This window comes from Chitinophaga niastensis, from assembly GCF_003014755.1.
GTDB lineage: Bacteria > Bacteroidota > Bacteroidia > Chitinophagales > Chitinophagaceae > Chitinophaga > Chitinophaga niastensis.
In genome coordinates this window covers 1286867-1306707 of sequence record NZ_PYAW01000002.1, presented here as the reverse complement: position 1 = coordinate 1306707, position 19841 = coordinate 1286867, and the positions used below count along the sequence as shown (strand labels likewise).

Sequence of the window (19841 nt, the reverse complement as noted above, 5' to 3'; positions counted from 1 at the left end):
TAATTTTTCCACTACTTCCGCTATTGATCGCGCAACAAAACCCAAACGTTCTTTCATGGCATCGCGACCGGTTTGCAAGGTGCAGGCGATAGCAGGCAAGTCTGCTTTCTCCAAATGACCCTGCTGTATTGCTGACAGCAGCAGTACTGCCTGTTGCTTTAATCCCTCTGTTGTAAGCGCGGACAATACGATGATGGCAGGATGCACTGCTACAAACTTTGAGGTAGTATGCGGAATATATTCTTCTATTACGATGTGTGCATTAACACCACCAAAACCAAAAGAACTGACACCTGCACGACGTGGCAACAACCTCCCGTTACTATCCTGTAAGGCCTGCCATGGCTGCGATTGTTGCACTATATAGAAGGGGCTGTCGCTGAGTTCAATATATGGATTGATATTATCGCAGTGGAGACTTTTAACCAGTGTTTTATGTTGCAGCTGCAACAATACCTTCATCACACCCGCAACACCAGCGGCCAGTTCCAGATGTCCGATATTACTTTTTACAGTTCCCAGACCACAATGCGCAGTATTTACGTCCCTGCTGCCTGCAGCTTCGTACAATGTTTTAAAGGCCGACTTCAATGCATTGATTTCAATCGGGTCACCCAGCACGGTGCCGGTACCATGCGTTTCTATATAATTAACCGTTGCAGGATCAATACCTGCTTTTGTGTATACTTTTTTTAATAAGGCAGCCTGTGCAACCGGGTTGGGTGAGGTTAATGAATTGGCACGTCCGCCGTGATTTTCAGCGGTGGCACGTATCACGCCATAAATATGATCTCCGTCTGCTTCAGCAGCAGACAATCTTTTCAGCAACAACATGCCTACACCTTCTCCCCTTACATAACCATTTGCCTCCGCTGAAAATGTTTTACACCGGCCATCTTCACTCAACATACCTGCTTTGTTAAAACTGATATGTGCTTCCGGTGTTACAATGGTATTTATGCCGCCTGCAATTGCCATATCACAGGAACCATTATTAATACATTCTACTGCCCGGTGTATGGCCACCAATGAACTGGAACAGGCTGTTTCTACCGGTTCACTCGGACCGTGAAGATCCAGAAAATAACTCATGCGGTTAGGGCCTACAGAAGCTACCATACCTGTAGAAGAAAAACCTTCGATGGCCGCATTGGATCCTGCTACCAGCGAACTATAACTGCTACCCATAGTGCCGGCAAAAATGGCCGTTTGCGTTCCTGCAAAATAATGCGATGCATAACCGGCATCTTCCAGCACTTTCCACACATACATCATGAGCAGTCTTTGCTGAGGATCCATCATCTCTGCTTCCTTTGGTGATATGCCAAAAAACAGCGGATCAAATTCATCTATGCCATCAATAAATCCTCCCCATTTAACATTCGTTTTATTTACTTCTTTCCTTGGATCTCCATAATACGCTTTCCAGTCCCAGCGGCTTTCAGGAATTTCTGTAATACAATCTTTACCTTCCAGCAGATTATTCCAGAATTGAGTAAGGTCCGCAGCCATCGGAAAACGGCCGCTCATACCAATAACAGCCACCTGGTCTGGTGTTGGATTCTCATACGGGCCGGTGGAAGCTACCTGCGGTTTTATGGTATCACGGGAAGCATACTGCCATGATGCATTTGCCGGCTTTGCTTTTACCGGATCAGGTACCGTTGTTCTTTTTGCTGTTATTCCAAAATACATATTCAACTGTTCAGTATACCTTTGAATCAGGTATTCGGTCAGTTGTTGCAGGGAAGCATGTTCAAAAAATATGGTGGGTGTTAGACGCAGTTTAAATTGCTGATTCAGTTTATTCGCCAATTCAGTGAACGTGATAGAATCAAATCCATAACTGCTTAATGGCTTCATCACATCCAATCCGCCGGCATTTCTCCTGATAATATCTGCCGTCAGTTTTTGCAACACTTCCATTAATTTAGTTTTCAGCAACGGATCTTCCCCATGGCTGATTGTTTGCTGAACAGAAGTGGGATTATGTTGTGTCAATGCAGCTATTCCTGCTTTCATTAATGGCACATTACCTTCCATCACCATTACCTGTCCCCTGCCGGATGCCATACATTGGTACAGTGCCCGGATACCACTTTTTGTGTGCATGGGTATCATGCCGGTGCTTTGCGTCATCAAATGCCTGGTAGCTTCATCCACCTTCATTCCTCCCGCCTCCCACAGTGGCCAGTTTACAGACAAGGTAATACCGGAGCGATGTTTAACTGCCACCAGTTGCTTCCTGTATGCTGCATAGGTATCCATGAAATAATTGGCAGCCGTATAATCGGCTTGTCCTGCATTTCCGGTGATGACTGCTCCTGAAGAAAAACATACAAAAAAATCCAGTGGCAACGCCCGGGTGGCGATGTCAAGATTTACCACACCTGCTACTTTAGGTGCAAATACTTCCTGTAATACGGTTGTTGTTTTGCTGATAAGGTAGTTATCGCGTATCACACCGGCCATATGCAATATCCCATCCAGGCGGCCATAGGCAGACAACAGATCGTTGATCAATGCTGTCACTTCCTGCAGGTTGCTCACATCTGCTTTCTTCCGGATCATTGTTGTATGCTCCGTGGAAAATGCTTCTACCTGCGATTTTATGGTATGCTCCGGTGCAGAACGTCCTGCAAAAACGAGCACTACTTCTTTGGCGTTGCGGGCAATTTCTTCAGCAAACAATTGCCCCAATCCGCCGCCACCACCTGTAATCAGGTAAACGCCGCCGTTCTTCCATGGCAGCTGTATGGCTTCCTCTGGTACATTTATCTCACACCATTCTTTTACCAGCCTTTTTCCGTTTATATAACGGATATGACTATACGTTAACTGATGACTGCTATCCCTCAGTTGCACCACCATCTCATCGGGTTCTTTTGCGGATGTTGCCAGCAGTTGTCCGGTAAAGCCGGGATGTTCCAGTTGTGCTGTCATCAGCAAACCGGAAAGTCCTGACAATAATAATTGTTCATCTTCCACGCCTGTTACCACCTGTAACAGCACATTGTCTTTTTCCTCAGACTTCAGTATCCCCTGAATTTGCAGCAACAACTGCTGTGCATAATTCTCAAATCTGGCTGCCGGCTGTTGTTCATCAGCAAACAATGAAATACATGATACACCTGGCATACGCTGCATGATGTATTCCGGCAACATCATTTCTTTTTCACAAAAGATAACATGATGTGCTGCAAAACCATTTGCTGTATTTGTTTGGGAAGATACCACCTGCTCCACCCATTGCGGCTCCAGCAGCAACGTACCGGTGGCTTCAGGAAGCACGGAGGTTGTTCCGTTTTCGGTAGCCCTGAAAGAAAGTCCTTTCATGCTTACACACAAATTGCCCTTGTCATCGTACAGGAGTACATCCAGTTTCTGTACCTGGTCTTCCGGCGCACTGCCACTGCTGATTAAAGTCCACATGGCCGATGTACAGCGACCACATACTTCCAGCTCATCCAAGGCAAAAGGCAGTGCCAGTCTTAGTGAATTATTGCTTCCCGGTGCCATCATCAGCCCCAGGGCAGGCGTCAATGCAGCATCCATCATAACAGGGTGCAATACAAACGCCAACAAGCTATCTGCCACCATTTCAGGTAAGGCAAGCTCGCCTAGCGCCGTTGTTTCTCCTACATATACTTTTTGTACTGCCTGGTAACTTTTCCCATGAAAAAAACCAATGCCCTGCAACCTGGAATAACAATCCTCTGCAGTCAGCATACGCTGACTGCATTGTTGCAACGCAACCTCAATATCCAGTGATGGCAGGTTTACAGCTGACTGTATAATGGCATGTCCCTGGCTATGTATAATAACATCCTCCTTTCCTGCATCCGGCTCACTGTAAATCTCAAATGCAATCCGGGATGCATCTTCAGGGAATAGCCTGATATGTATTGTTACCGGCTCCTTCGCTGCCAGCACAGGTTGAATCCATACAACATTTCTCAGGGATATATTATACTCATTTTCCTTTGCATGGATGGCTAAGGCGATAGCAGCACGTGCCATTTCGAAATGAGCGACACCGGGTAATATTTTTTGCCCGGATACCACGTGATCAGCTATAAAAAATTCCGTTCCGTTGAAGGTGGCAGAAAAACGCAACCCCGACAAACCGGAAGTATTCTGCTGTACCAAAGGGTGCAATACCGTATGGCTGCTGTTGTTGCTGGTCCTGGCATCTTCCAGCGGTATCCAGTAACGTTCCCCCGCAAAAGGATAGGACGGCAGCATAATTTTCTGCGGTGCATGACCATTGTATAACAAGCGCCAGTCAACATAACCTCCATTCACCCAAAAACCGGCCAGCTCATCATAAACACCTTTACTGATCCATTCCCGCATACTTTCTTCCTTTGAAATACGCTTCAAAGACCTGCCGCTGTAAATGCCTGATGGCCATTCCTTACCTGTGGCAATAACTGTCAGTTTTTCTATCAACGCACTTATGGAACTAACGGAAAAGGCTATACGCTCATCCATTTCTTCGCGGTATAACTGCAAAGTAGCCCCAATGCCGGGCAGGTGCTGATCATTGAATTGTTGGTGACGGATATACTGCAACAGCTGTAGCACCTTTGTCTGCAGGCTATCCGTTCGTTTGGCAGACAGCGCAATGATCACCGGTTGTCCGGTAACAGGTGGCAACGTTTTTTGCGGCTGATTATATTCTTCTACCACTACGTGCGCGTAAGCGCCGGCAATACCAAAAGAGCTCACTCCCGCACGCCTTGGCATACCATCCGGGCTTTTCCACTCTTCCAGTTGCCGGTTAATATAAAGCGGTGAATTATCCAGCTGTATATAGGAATTTAGTTCCTTAAAATGTGGCATAGCAGGTATCTGGCGGTGCCGCAGTTGTTGCACCACTTTCAGGATACCAGCAATTCCGGCGGCGCCTTCTGTATGTCCTATGTTGGATTTCACGGATCCTACCGCACAAAAATGCTCCTTGCCTGTAAAACGTTTAAATGCTTTCTTAAGACTATTGATCTCTATAGGATCACCTAATCTGGTGCCGGTACCATGTGCTTCAATGTAACCCAATGTTTCAGGTGCTATGCCTGCACTGGCCCATGCTTTCAGAATTACATTTTCTTCTCCTGCTATGCTGGGAGCTGTCAAAGAAGGTGTATAACCACCATGCAAAGCTGCTGATCCCTTTATAACAGCATAGATATGATCTCCATCCCTTTCTGCTTCCTGCAAGGGTTTTAATAATATAGTGGCAATAGCTTCACCCGGCACATATCCGTCTGCTTTATTATCAAAAGAATGACAATGACCCGAAGCAGATAAAGCACCGATACTGGAAAAATAACGGTAATGAGTAGACGATAACAACAGGTTAACCCCGGATACAAAAGCCATTCCGCACTCCTTGTTACGTAATGCCTGGCAAGCGCTGTGCAATGCAAACAAAGAAGAGGAGCAGGCAGTATCTATTGCCATACTGGGTCCGGTGATATCAAAGAGGAAAGAGATACGATTGGCCATCATGGGTTGCGTATTTCCCGTTCCTATATAAGGATCTACCGGCAACTGCATTTCCGCAATAAGGTCTTTGTAATCATGACAGCAAACACCTACAAACACACCCGTATCTGTTCCTCTCAGCCGGTTGATATAACCGGCATTTTCTGTAGTAGTATATACACTCTGCAATAACAATCGCAGCTGAGGGTCCATCCAGTCGGCCTCTCTGGGAGAAATATTAAAAAAGCCCGCATCAAATTTATCTACATTACTGATGAAACTACCCCAACGGCAATACGTTTTATCTTTTGCTTCCCTGTCTTCATCAAACCAGGGACGGTAATCCCAGTGATCCAGCGGTATTTCCCCGACAAGATCCTTTCCGTCACGGAGATGTTCCCAGAACTGATCCAGATTTTCTGCACCGGCGAAAATGCCATGCATGCCAATAATGGCGATATCATCCTTTTCAATGTTTTGTTGTTTATCATTAGTAGCAGTATTGCTGAACTGTGGCGCAGCCTCACGGACAGGAATATCCTGTATACCTGTAACAGGATGTGGCATATCTGTTGTGAAAATCGAAGGATGTTCTTTACAGAAGTAAGCTGTTAATTCCAGCAGATTAGGATATTCAAAAAACAAGGTTGGGTACAATTCCAGGTTGGCAGCTACAGCTATTTCTTCTGTCATAGCAACCAGTTGTTCGGAAGTCAGGCCCAGGTCCATCAGATTCGTTTCAGGACGGGCCAGTAATACTTCTCTGCTGACCATTTTACTCAACCGGTTTACCAGGTATTCCTGAATACGGTCTGCCGGATCCGCTGCTGCCGGCATATCATTTATTACCGGTGAAACCGGGCGGATCTTTTTCATGGCACAACCATTATACACTGCCAACACTTCTCCTGAATCATCCATCAGCGTAGCATCAAAGAGAAACATCTCTCCTGAATCCTTTACAAGTTTTGCCAGCACCCAACCACTCTTCAGCTGTTCTTGCTTACTGAAATAAATATCTTTTATGCCAAAGGGCAGATAAGCCGTTTGTTCTTTTTCCTGTAATAAAGGAGTTATTGCCAGAAAAGCGCTGTTGATCAACAGCGGATGTAAATCATAGAAATGCTCTTCCGATTCATTCCGCAATTCCACCTTTGCCAACACCTGATTTTCATTGGCGTATAAAGCAGCAATAACCCGGTAACTTTCTCCCAGTTGAATACCGGGATCAACGTCATAGATATAGGTAAAATCAGGCAGCAACTGCATGCCCGCCATGATTTCAGTAATGTTTTTATGTTCCTGCTTAAAGACTGTCTTACATATTTGCACAGCAGCCAGCGGTGCCCACGGAACTGTAGTGTTATATCTGCCACTTACCTGTATATCTGCGCGGTCTTTCTGCAATACCGGCAAAACAGTTATTTCCAGCTGTTGTGTTTTTTTTATGATAAAAGGTTTGATAAAAGATAGATGATGCAGCTGTACCTGCCGTTCATCAGGAAACAACCTGAAAAATGTATTGATAGCAAGACTGGCACTGGTAACGCCCAACAATACCTGTTCCCCGTTTACCTGGTGATCTTTCAGAAATGGTTCATCATATACATATATCTCCGGCTTTAATCCGGCGATGCCGTTATCTTCACGATAGCGCGACTTCCAGGCTTTCAGCTGCTCTTTTGCGAGTGCTGTGCTGATCTTACCTTCTTTAATCTGCTGGTATAAAAAATTCAATTGTTTGTCCATTGTTGGTATCTTTTTCACGATGTGATCAACTGATTAAATTCAGCTGCTGATATTGTACCGCCGGCTATTTTATCCAGGAGCTCCTGATAAAAAATATCCTCTGTTTTATCCTGTGGAGTATTGTTGAAATCAAAGGAGAGATCATGATCAAAAACATAACCAGGCAGGGAAATATCTGGCAGCCCCACAGCAGGAGATAATCCCCTGAAATCTATATTGCTCCCTTCGATCCAGTATGTTGCCAATTGCGGAAAATCCTTTTCTGATATGGATTTTTGCAGCGCTATGGCGGCAATACGCGGTTTAGCACCGGAAGGCTCCAGCCGCACGTAAACATCCGGATCCCCGTTTACCCCCTGCTGGCTACATAACAAACGAAGCACAGACAGCAGGCTTTCTGCTGATGAGGTAATAACAGCTATCCGGTAAGGCAGGTTTTGATTACGCTGCTGCAAGGTGCGCGCTATATCCGCTACCTGTACAGCAGAATTTTCCTCCAGGTACTGCTGCATTTTTTCCAGATAATGCCATAGGCTCCGGGATGTACCCGCAGAAAAAACAAACAACTGTTTTTCCCCGGGTGCAGTTGGCGTTTCTGTCTCTTGCCGGTTTATATTATACTCCTCTACGATCAATCCTGCATAAGCACCACCGGCACCGAAAGAATTGATGATACTCCTTCTGGGCAACACTTTCCCGGTAGTATCATCCACTATTGCCGGCCATGGACTGAGTGATTCCTGCAAATAAAAGGCAGTATGTTCCAGTTTTATATTAGGATTTCTTGGGCTGGCATTAATAGAGGGCACCAGTGTTTTATGCTTCATCTGTAACAACACTTTACTGAGCTGCGACATTCCTGATGCAGCTTCCAGGTGACCTATATTGGATTTTACAGCACCCAGTGCGCAGAAATGCTGTTGGTCTGTATATTGTTCAAAGGCCTGCTGTAAAGCCACTACCTCAATAGCATCTGCCAGTAAAGAGCCATTGGCAGCAGATTCTACATAACCAATGGTAGACGGATGAATACCTGACCTGCGGATGACGTGGCTGATCAGCTGTGCCTGTTGTTTGGGATCTGGCGCGGTATACATCTGTCTTCCGCCACCATGATTTACAAAACTACTTTTGATAACTCCCAGGATGTTATCATTATCTTTCAATGCTTGTGAAAGCGGTTTTAATAATACTGCACCAACACCTTCGCCGGGAAGATAACCATCTCCTGCGCCGAAGCTTTTACTCTCATGGCCGCTACCAAGGAATCCGGCATGTTGTAATGCCACATATTTGGAAGGTTCCAGCGTGAGATTAATTCCTCCTGCAATAGCCATAGCGCAGTTTTTCTGGCGTAAACTCTCGCAGGCAAGATGTATGGCAGTCAATGAACCGGAACAAGCCGAATTAACGGCTATACTGGGGCCGGTAAGATTAAAGAAATGAGACACCCGGTTGGCAATCTGCCATTCCGTTCCGTTGGAAGTAAGTACGGCCTGTTCTGCTCCGGGTATATTCCAGGCATACTGATTATACATGGAACCTACAAATACACCCACGCCTGTTTCAGCCGCAGTTTGCAGATCCTGTAAAGCGAGATTACTATAACCGGCATTTTCAAAAGTAGCCCATACCGTTTCCAGGAAGAGCCTTATTTCAGGAGATAATTCCGGTACGCGGGCCGGGGGGATATCAAACAGGTGATGATCAAAGTGGTTGATCTCCCGGAGAAATCCGCCATAATATTTATGTGCCGGTTGCAATAACGCTTCTCCGGTAAGTGTATGCAGCAGGGAACGCGTCCACCTGTGCCGGGGTAATGGGGTAATACAGTTATCTCCTGCTTTTAAATGCGCCCATAATTCCTCCAGGTTATCCGACAAAGGATAACGCCCACTGATGCCAATGACAGCAATATCTTCGTTCTGCTCAGCCGGCGTATCAGGCTCCTTCTTTTTCCGGGTGCGTATACTGCTGACAGTATCCGCAGACAATGTATCTGTATTATAACGGGAACGAATAAACTTATGCTGATGATGTTTTTCAAAATAAGCCGACAACTCCTGTACAGATGGATATTCAAATAAAATTGTTTTGGGCAGTTCTCCTGTTATTTTTTCCCATTCACGGATCAGGTTCATCTGCATGATAGAATCTATCCCAAATTTATCAAAGGAAATATGCGGGTCTATTTCTTCCGGAGACAGCTGCAGTGCTGTTGACAACACCTGCAATATAAACCCGGTAATATCAGATGGTGCTATTAATGGTGCCAACGGAGTTGACGGCACCTGTAAAAATTGTCTCAGCTGCGGCGCGTTACCAGCCAGTATCAGCAGTTGCGGGAATCCGGAAGCCAGACTTTTGTATAGCGCGTTTATACCGGTTGCTGTCTGCAAAGGAACGATGCCGGTTTGCTGTAACATAATCGTGCGTGCTGTTTCACTTAACTGCATCCCGCCCGACTCCCACAGTGGCCAGTTGACCGACAATGTTTTTCCATGCCGCTGACCGCTGCTTACCAGCTCATTACGGTAACGGGCATACGAATCCATAAAGGCGTTGGCAGTGGCATAATCCGCCTGACCGGGATTACCGATTGCTCCTGCCCCGGCAGAAAACAGGATTAAAAAATCCAGCGGCAAATCTTTACTGGCTTCATCCAGGTTAATTAATCCGGCTACTTTAGGCGCCAGTACTTCCTGTACTTCTGCTGTTGTTTTCTTCAGCAGGAAATTATCCCGGATTACACCGGCAGCATGAATAATACCATCCAGCCGGCCATAAGAAACACGGATTTCCTGGATGAGCGCGTGCACCTGTTGTGCATCACTCACATCTGCCTGTTTGTATATCACCTTCGCAGCGATTCCGTTGATCCGCTGTTGTTTGTCGGGAGGCAATGCTGAGCGACCACACAGCACCAGTGTTACGTCTTTCGTATTGGCGACGATACCGGCTGTCAGCAGTTCTCCTAATCCCCCTGCTCCTCCTGTGATCAGATAAACACCTCCGGCCTTCCAGGGCAATGATGGCGCTGCTGACAGTGTTACCTCTTCCCAGGCAGCCACCCAACGTTTGCCACTATGGTAGCGAATCTCTGTATCACCAGGTGATTGCGCACATTGTTCCATCCATGGCACCAGCGTATCTAACGATGTTCCCACTGTAGTTTGAATAAGTTGTCCGATAAACAATGGATTTTCCAACCTTGCAGTTTTCAGCATTGCTGACAGCGAAACATTTAATTGCTGCGATGGCCGGTCATCTGTCAACAACTGTATCAATACTTTTTTTCCGGATCTATTGTTCAGGAGAGATTGAATAGTATTAAACAACTGAACGGCGTATTCACTAAAACGTGTAGCCGTGTCCGTTTCCTGCGAAAGCAGTGTTATGCCTTTTACCCCGCTCATGCGGGAAACGATCGTCTCTGCTGTAATACCATCCGGTCCGCAACATATTACCAGGTGTTGATCGTATAACTGTGGCGCCTGTACAGCTTCCTGTATTTTCCAGGAAGGTTGAAAGTAAAAAATATTTTGTCCGGTTGATATCGTTTTTTCTCCGTTATCTTCTTCCAATACCCGGGAAGAAAAACCGGTGATACGCACACAAATGCTGCCGGCTTCATCGCACAAATCAATATCCAGTAGCTGTACTTTTTGTACCGCAGCGGCATTATTACGGTAACGTATAAACGCCCACATTGCAGCCGTGCATGGCCGGTGTATTTCCAGTGATTGAATGGCAAAAGGAAGGGAAGGTTTTAATATACCACTGTGTATAGCCATTCCTACAGATGCCTGCAATGCCGCGTCCAGTAACGCAGGATGCAGGACAAAAGGCGCTTTCATAGCAGGTGCTTCAACGGGCAGTACCAATGATGCCAGCAAACGTTCTTCTCCTATGTACGCTGCTGTGATACACTGATGTGATGGACCATAATAAAATCCCAATGAACGAAAAGTATCATAAAAATCAGCCGCTGATAATACTCCGCGGTTGCAGGCCGCTTTAATAAGCGGAAGATCCAGGTCAGGTACTGGTATTGATTCAGTGGCAAGCGCATATCCCTGACTATGTATTACGGGAGCAGTACCTGCTGTTTTTTCTTCTGTATAAATTTCAAACGAAATCCGGCTATCCTCTTCCGGCAGCAGTGCGATATGTACTGTCTGCGGTTGCTGATCCACTACCACCGGCCGGAACCACACGATGTTTTTCAGTTGCAGTATACGTCGGGAAGGCAACACTCCGCCCATTGCCTGTAATACAGCCATGCGGGCCATTTCCAGATAAGCGGCTCCGGGAAAGATCCGTTGGTCATTAATAACATGGTCCGCCAGGAAAAATTCCTTTCCTGTAAACACAGAAGCATATCGTAATCCGGACAAGTCTGCGGTATTACGCTGTAACAACGGATGAATAAAATCAGCTGCCACTGCAACAGCGGGCAGGCTAGCAGCCGGATCTGTTTTCACCCAATACCGCGATCCGCCAAAAGGATAGGTAGGGAGTGATATTCTGTTATATCCTTCCTGTGCGAAAAGCATCTCAAAATCCAGCACATATCCCTGTACATATAGTTCTGCCACAGCAGACAGCTGCTCCGTATATTCCTGTACGTTAGTAAGCTCCCGGCAGTTGCTGATACAATCGTTCCCATACTTTTTGAGTGCAGGTTGTTCCCTGCGATCTTTTTCCGGAATAGCTGCTGTATATACCTGTGTTACATTTCCCCTGTCCAGCCATTTCCTGAGAAGGCTTACCAGGTCTTTCATATCACGGACCACACAAGCCCAGCGGTGTTGCAATTGTTTTCTTCCAAGCAGCAGCGTGAAACTCATGTTGCCGCAATCAGTACCCGGCTCCTGTTCACAGAAACCCAGCAGTTGCCTCACACGTTCTTCCAGCTGAATAGTAGTGTGGGCAGAAAGAACGATCATGTACGCCGGTTTTGCCACGTGTTGCCGCTGCAGCTCAGGTGCTTGTTCAATCACCATATGTGCATTGGTGCCACTGAATCCAAAAGCACTCACTACAGCTGTACGTTTCTTTCCCGCAGTAACTTCCCAGTCTTTCAGATCTGTGTTAACATAAAACGGACTTCCTTCAAACCGTATACTGGCATTTCCTTTTACATAATGCAGGGAAGGTGGTAGTTGTTGATGTTTGAGCGAAAGAAGGACTTTGATTAATCCGGCCATACCTGCAGCTGCTGCCGCATGACCAATATTTGTTTTAACGGAACCGATGGCACAATAAGATTGTTTGTCCGTAAATTTCCTAAAGGCGTTGGTCAGCGCATTAAATTCGATGGGGTCACCCAGTTTTGTTCCGGTGCCATGTGCTTCCACCAGTTGTATGTCGGCGGGATTAACATTAAAGCTATTGTATACCTGGCATTCCAACCGTTCCTGCGATCTGGCGCTGGGGGCTGTGATACCATTGGTAGTGCCATCCTGGTTAATACCTGAGGCCCGGATCACACCATGAATATGATCTCCGTCTGCCAATGCATCTTTCAAACGTTTCAGTACTACTACTCCTACGCCTTCTGCGGGTACAAAACCATCGGCACGATCATCAAACGTATAACAATGACCGGTAGGTGATAGCATCTCTGCTTTGGTACCGGACAGGTAAAACCAGGGAATGGTTTGAATAAATACCCCGCCGGCCACCGCCATCTCTGTTTCGTTTGTCCACAGGCCCTGGCATGCCAGGTGTATAGCAACCAGTGAACTGGAACAGGCAGTATCTACCGCAATAGCCGGTCCCTGCAGATCGAGGTAATAGGATATACGTGCCGGGATGACGGCAGCCGCATTTCCCCAAAAGGCCTGCGCAGGTGCATTGTTTCCGAAAAGTTGATTGTATCCGCCTCCGTTATATCCTACATATACGCCGCATAACTTTCCTTCCATATTGCTGCCTGCATAACCTGCGTCTTCCAGCGCTTTCCAGCCTTCCTCCAGAAACAGCCGCTGTTGCGGATCCATATAGGTAGCTTCCAGTCCGGAAATATTGAAAAATAAGGGATCAAAACGATCTATATTACGAAGGAAACCACCATACCGGCACAACGCTTTTTCCGTATCTGCAAAGGCAACGTCATGTGCTGCAAGATCCCATCTGGTCACTTTTTCCACCAGGTCCTTTCCATGTAGTAAATGTTCCCATAATTCACCGACAGAATCGGATTGTGGGAAACGTCCGCTCATACCAATGATGGCAATCGGTTCTTTCTCATTACCACTAACAGGCGCCTTTTCACTCGTTTGTAATACCCGCGCTGTTACTTTCTCTGCAAAGACAGGCTGCCGCGAATTGGTTTGCAAAGGCGTATGCGCAACCGGAGCTATCGGGGCTACAGGTGACGCCGGTGTAACAGGTGGCACTGGTGCCGCAGGACGGATAGGCGCTTGCGGCGGGACAGGCTTTTCAGCCACCGGACTGACTACAATCTGACAGGTAGAAAAAAGGTGTGCCGCAAGACGGCTGGCTGTACTGTAATCAAATATAGTAGTTGTTAAAAGTTGCAATTGCAGCCCTTCATTGATCAGTTGTACCAGTTTAACACCTGTAATAGAATCAAGACCATAATCAGCAAAAGGTTCCTCCGGATCAATTTTGCCTGCATTAATTTTTAATGCTATTCCCAGTTTTTCTATGATTAATTCGCGGATATCAATCAATGACATTTTTTCCGGCAACTCATCATGCATAACAGCAGCTGTAGTATCTTCCACTGTTATGCCCACCTGCGGCTCATGGATTTTTGCAACCACCGGTTGTGCTTCTACGTTAACGGCTATACGAACAGGTGCTGTTTCTAACACAACAGGGGACGCTGACAATGGCTGTCTTATGATACCATCACTTTCTGCAGCAATGATTTGTTGTCCCCATTGGTGTGATGTTGCAGCAGGAAACAACACATTGGCAAAACCTTCCTGTTTTAACACACGCTCCCATTGTTCCGGGTACAGACCCGGACTGCCGGGGATACGCAAAGCGGCATCTTCATACAACCACCAACCGTCCAGCAAACCGAAAGTAAGATGCGCAAACAGCGAATGAATACTCAGTTCATTCATTATCAGCAGGCCATTCCGGGCCAGCAAGGCTTTGGCATTACGGAGGGCGTGATGAATATTGCCGGTAGCATGTAAAACATTGGATGCTATTACCAGATCGTAGGTACCTGCTACAAAACCTTGTGCTGATAAGGGTTGCGTTGTATCAAATATTCTGCAGTTAAGATAAGGTACCGCTGGTGCAAAAACGGTTTCCGCATGCATGATAAAAGCCCTTGACAAATCTGTATAACAATATTCCTGTATGACAGCTGCATAAGGCCGTAATTGTTCAAATAAACCGGCACTGGTTCCACCGGTTCCGGCGCCTATTTCCAGTATCCTTATTTTTTGTGAGGCATCTTTTTGTAATCTCGATGTTATATAGGTTATCACCGTTTTTTCCAGCACTGCATTAAAATAATCAGAAACAGTGTTGCCGCGGTAAATACCTTCTACCAGTTTCATGGAGGCATCCGGGAACATCACATCTGTAGCCAGCTTCCTGCCGGAAAGAATATCCGGCAAAGCTTTCAGCATAATAGCTGCCAGCGCCAGCTGTGCTTTTTTATTCTCTTCCTGCTCACTGCTGCTAAGAAGTTGTTGCCATACCCCATCCGGATTTTCAGCAGAACGTGGTATGATTGTAAACCAATCCCCGGCCTGTTCCAGGTAGTGTTGACCGGAGAGAAACACCAGGCTCTGTTCCAGCCAGCGATGATACCGCGGTTGCAGCCCGGCCTGCAAGGCGGCCAGTATAAACTGTTTTTCATGCAACAAACCCAGCGACTGTAGCTGCATCCATAATAACTTACCAAGCAATACATCTGTTTCGCGGTAAGATACCAGCAGCTCATTTCCGGGAGGTTTTACCAACCCCGTTGCTGCTGAAATGTTTGCGCTTATATTTTCCAATACAGCAGGAATAGTATTACGCAATACACCGATACGTTCTTTAACCGGCAACTGTGTTTCCACACCGGCAGACCCGATAGTTTTAATTAATACCATCTGATCCACAGGTAAGGTAAGCAGCTGTTCAAGCGCTTCCATCGCCTCCGGTGGTTCTATAGACCCCATGCCCGCAGCTGCCATCCGGCTGCGGTAGGCATCTCCTGCTACTATACCGATGCTCCCCCAGTAACCCCAGTTCATTGTTTTAACAACACAGGGCCACTGTTGTGAAAGCTGTTTTGCAAAAGCATCCTCAAAAGTACTTCCGGCCGCATAGTTGCTCTGACCGGGCGTTTTAAAGAAACTGATGATAGAAGAAAAGAACAACACAAAATCCAGTGGTTCCTCTTTAAAAACAGTTGCCATACAAACACTCACACCGGCTTTTGCCCGTAAGGCCTGCTCAAATATGGATTCATCCATGTTGGCCAGGCTCTGATCAGACAAGACAATAGCAGATTGTATTATCCCATTTATCGTTCCATATGCAGACCTGATATGATGGTAAGCTGTAGTCAGCTCAGTAAGACTGGCTGCATCTGCCTGTACATACTCCGGGGTGATACCCGGTGCCGACAGCTTCTCGAGTTTAGCCTGTATGGCCGTATCCCTCACGCTGCGGCCAATCCATATGATTTGTGCCTGATAAGTACGGATCATATATTCCGTCCATGCACTACCTATACCACCGGCGCCGCCAATCACTACATATACGCCTCCTTTCCGGTACAGTGTATCATGGGTAGCAGGTTGTTCCAGCAATGCCAGTTCCTGACGATACCATTGTTCATTTCTATATGCCAGTGCATTCCCATCTGCATCGGAAGGTAATACTGCAATCTGCTCCCATGGCAGTATTGCTGTTGCAGGGATGTCGGCAAGACGGATGCGCCAAAGGGGGTATTCTTTGGCCATTGAACCGGCCAATCCGTGCACCGATGCATGGGTAGCATCTATACTGTCCTGCAGATGAACCGCGGCGCATTGCCGCGTGATGATGGTCCAACCTAATGAAGTGGCAGCATATCCTTTTTGCAGTAATGCCTTAACAAGCCGGAAACAGCTGAATAAGCCTGTTTCCGGCGCAGTAGCTGCCGTTACGGGATCTATCTGCGGGGCCAGCCAAATGATATGCGTAAACGGATCCTGCGGCAACATAGCGGCCAGTTGGTCAGCAGTAGTTGCTTCCGCGGGATTCAGCAGATATGCCTGCGGATAATATTGTAATAAAATATTTCTTTCGGCTGCTGTGCCACCTGCAATTAATACATTTTCCGTTGCAGCCGGAGAGGCGGGCAGCTTTGAAACAACCGTTGTTTCCCATACCGGTGTCAGGGTTAACAGGTTAGTAGTGTCAGCTGCAGTTTTATTGGTGTTGCGCTCTTTCACTTTGGTTTCCGGTTCGGGAAGGTTGGTAGGCTCTGGTACCCAGTAACGTTCTTTTGCAAAAGGATAACCAGGCAAACTTATTATCCGGGGTTTTGATCCATTGTACAACTTAAGCCAGTTAAAGGAGAAACCTTTCACCCACAGCTCCAGTAATTTGCTGTACTTGGCTTTTGTTATCCAGGTATCAATAGCATACGCCAGATCTTCATCACCGGTAAAAATAGCTACGGTGTCCTTATTACTTTTAGCATGCCCGGTGAATATATCCGACAGGGTATCACTGTTATGGATATACGCACTTAGCTTTTCTCTCAACTCATCAATAGAATATACCATGAAGGCAACACGCTCATCCATCGCTTCCCTGGCAGTTTGCAGCGTATAGGCGATGTTTACCAGGTCTGTTTCGGAAAGGGCATGTCCGTTTATATATTCCAGCAGCTGGGTTGCCTGTGCCCGCAGGCGGTCTTCGTTTCTGGCAGATAAAGGAATGATAGCAGGAAAATCATCTCCTGCGCTTATACACGGGGAGGCATCTTCCTTCGCTATATATTCTTCCAGTACAACATGCGCATATGCACCGGAAAAGCCAAAGGAACTAACACCGGCACGGCGTGGTATTCCTGCTGCGGTTTTCCATTCCTGCAGTTCCTGGTTAATTTTTAATGCCGATTTTTCCAGTTGTATGTAACTATTCAGCTGCTTATAGTTTGGCATGGCAGGTAACTGCCGGTGTTGCATCTGCAGTATCACTTTCAGGATGCCTGCCATACCGGAAGCCCCTTCCACATGACCTATGCTCGCTTTTGCAGAACCAACAGTACAGAATTGTTCTTTACCGGTAAAGCGCCTGAATGCTTTTTTCAGGCTGTTGATTTCAATCGGATCTCCAAGGCGGGTGCCGGTTCCATGTGCTTCAATGTAAGTAATCGTTTCCGGTGGAACGCCAGCATCTTCCCATGCTTTCAGAATCACGTTTTCTTCTCCTACCACGCTGGGCGCCGTTAAAGAAGGCGTGTAACCACCATGCAAAGCTGCTGATCCCTTAATCACTGCATAGATACGATCTCCGTCTTTTTCAGCTTGTTCCAGCGGTTTTAACAGTATACTTGTCACTGCTTCGCCGGGTACATATCCATTCGCCCTTTCATCAAAGGAATAACAATGCCCTGTTGGGGACAGCGCACCTATGCTGCAGAAGTAACGGTAATGGGAAGATGCAAAGAGCAGGTTAACGCCCGAAACGAACGCCATGTTGCATTCATTATTGCGGAGTGCCTGACAGGCTGCATGCAAGGCTGACAATGAAGAAGAACAAGCTGTATTATAAGCAATGCTGGGGCCTTTAAAATCAAAATAAAACGAAACGCGATTAGCCGTTACCGTTTGCCCGTTGCCTGTCCCAATATAAGGATCTGCCGGATATCTCTTCTCAGCAATCATCTCCAGATAATCATGAAAACATACTCCCACAAAAACGCCGGTGTTAGTACTTCTCAGCTGGTTAATATATCCGGCATCTTCTCCGGTATTGTAAATACTCTGTAACAGCAATCTCAGCTGAGGATCCATCCAGTCTGCTTCCCGTGGTGAGATCTTAAAAAATCCGGCGTCAAATTTATCTACATCACTGATAAAACTTCCCCACTTACAATAGGTGCTGTCTTTTGCCTCCGGATTTTCATCAAACCAGGGACGATAATCCCAGTGATCCAATGGTATTTCTGTAATAAGATCTTTCCCCTCACGCAGATTTTCCCAAAACTGCTCCGGATTTTTTGCACCGGCAAATACGCCATGCATGCCTATTACCGCCATATCGCCGCGGTTATACTGACGTTGTGGTGCAGGCTTTGCAGCAGGTGCTGCGAGTGGTTCAGGTGTTGGTTTAACCGGTGGTACAGTAGCCGTTTCAGCAGCACTTCTAACCGCATGCGTTTTCCCACCCATATCTCCCAGCAACCGTATAAAAGTATCCTCATATTCCTGGCAGAAAAATATGGCCAGTTCTTTAATGTTCGGATATTCAAAAAACAAGGTAGGATTCAGTTCCAGCTGTGTTTCATCTGCCAGCATGTTAGCAATATTTACTAACTGCGCAGATGTAATACCAGCTTCCATCAGGTTAGCCTCTGCGCCGGATATCTTTACCCCGCCGATCTTACGGAGTTTGTTCAGCAGATACGTGATCACTTTACCTTCCAGTCCTGCTACTGCAGCCGTTGCGGCAGCAACGGGCGGAACTGCCACCGGAGGCGCTTCAGCCGGCACATTCACGCTAACGGGTATACGAACTTTCTTCAGAGAATACCCCGTATAACTGATCACCACTTCCGAAGCGTCATTGATGATATCTGCATCAAAAATAATAATCTCACTGGTATGCTTTACCAGCTTTACCAGTATCCAACAGTTTTCCGGCGCTTTATCATTATTAAAACGGATTTCTTTAATACCAAAGGGCAGGAAACTACCTGCAATATCCAGTGTGGTTAATAAAGGGAACAGGGTTAATAAGGCACTGTTGCTGATCAGCGGATGCAACGTATAGGCATGCTGGTTATCCGAGCGCGCCTGTTCCAGAGAAACCCTTGACAGCGCCTGATCCTGACCGGTATATAATTGCATAATGGTCCTGTAACTATTGCCCCAGTGTGCATCTGCATTCAGTGTATAGATTTTCTCCAGGGGAGAAAACTCCTGTAACAATGGTTTTAGCTGTTCTATATTGATTGTCCGCTGATCTGTTATACAGGGTTGCAATATTCCGGCAGCAGCAAGGCTCCATTCATCCGTATCGTTCAACCGGAACTTTGCTTCGAAAGGTATTTTTTCCTGGTCAGGTGTAGCTATAATTGCAATTCTTGCCTCCTCTCCTTTTTCAACCTGTACAGGTTGAAAGTAACTCAGTCGCTGCAGACTTACACATTTCTCAGATGGATACTGACGGAAAAAATCATTGATAGCCAGACTAGCGTGGGTAGCGCCGATCAGGATCTGTTTACCTGCGATCACATGGTCTTTCAGGCAGGGTTCATCGTAAGTATATCTTTCAATAGTACTGCCGGTAGACTCACCATTTGTTGCCTTCATTTTTTTTATTTCTGCCAGCGCATCCTCCACACTTATTTCCCGGCGTTCTACCTTGTCAAATAAAGATTCAAAAATTTGCTTACTCAT

At 46.5% G+C, this 19841-nt stretch carries 2 protein-coding genes (1 of these 2 cut by a window edge); both read right to left on the bottom strand.

The genetic code is table 11. The annotated features are described in order from the left end of the window. A protein-coding gene (locus CLV51_RS13715; protein WP_158267013.1) for an SDR family NAD(P)-dependent oxidoreductase crosses the window boundary here: on the bottom strand, positions 1 to 7254 show its 5' portion. The gene continues 10695 nt to the left of window position 1, outside the view; only the first 7254 of its 17949 coding nucleotides appear in the window; it begins with the start codon at positions 7252 to 7254; the stop codon falls past the left edge of the window. Further along, the gene (locus CLV51_RS29790; RefSeq protein WP_158267012.1) at positions 7251 to 19841 is read right to left on the bottom strand and encodes an SDR family NAD(P)-dependent oxidoreductase; all 12591 of its coding nucleotides are present in this window, start codon (positions 19839 to 19841) and stop codon (positions 7251 to 7253) included. Before CLV51_RS29790 ends, CLV51_RS13715 begins: the two co-directional genes overlap by 4 nt.

Excerpts from the sequence above, each read along its gene's own strand:
- CLV51_RS29790 (WP_158267012.1), bottom strand. The coding sequence starts at position 19,841 with ATGAGTAAGCAAATTTTTGAATCTTTATTTGACAAGGTAGAACGCCGG.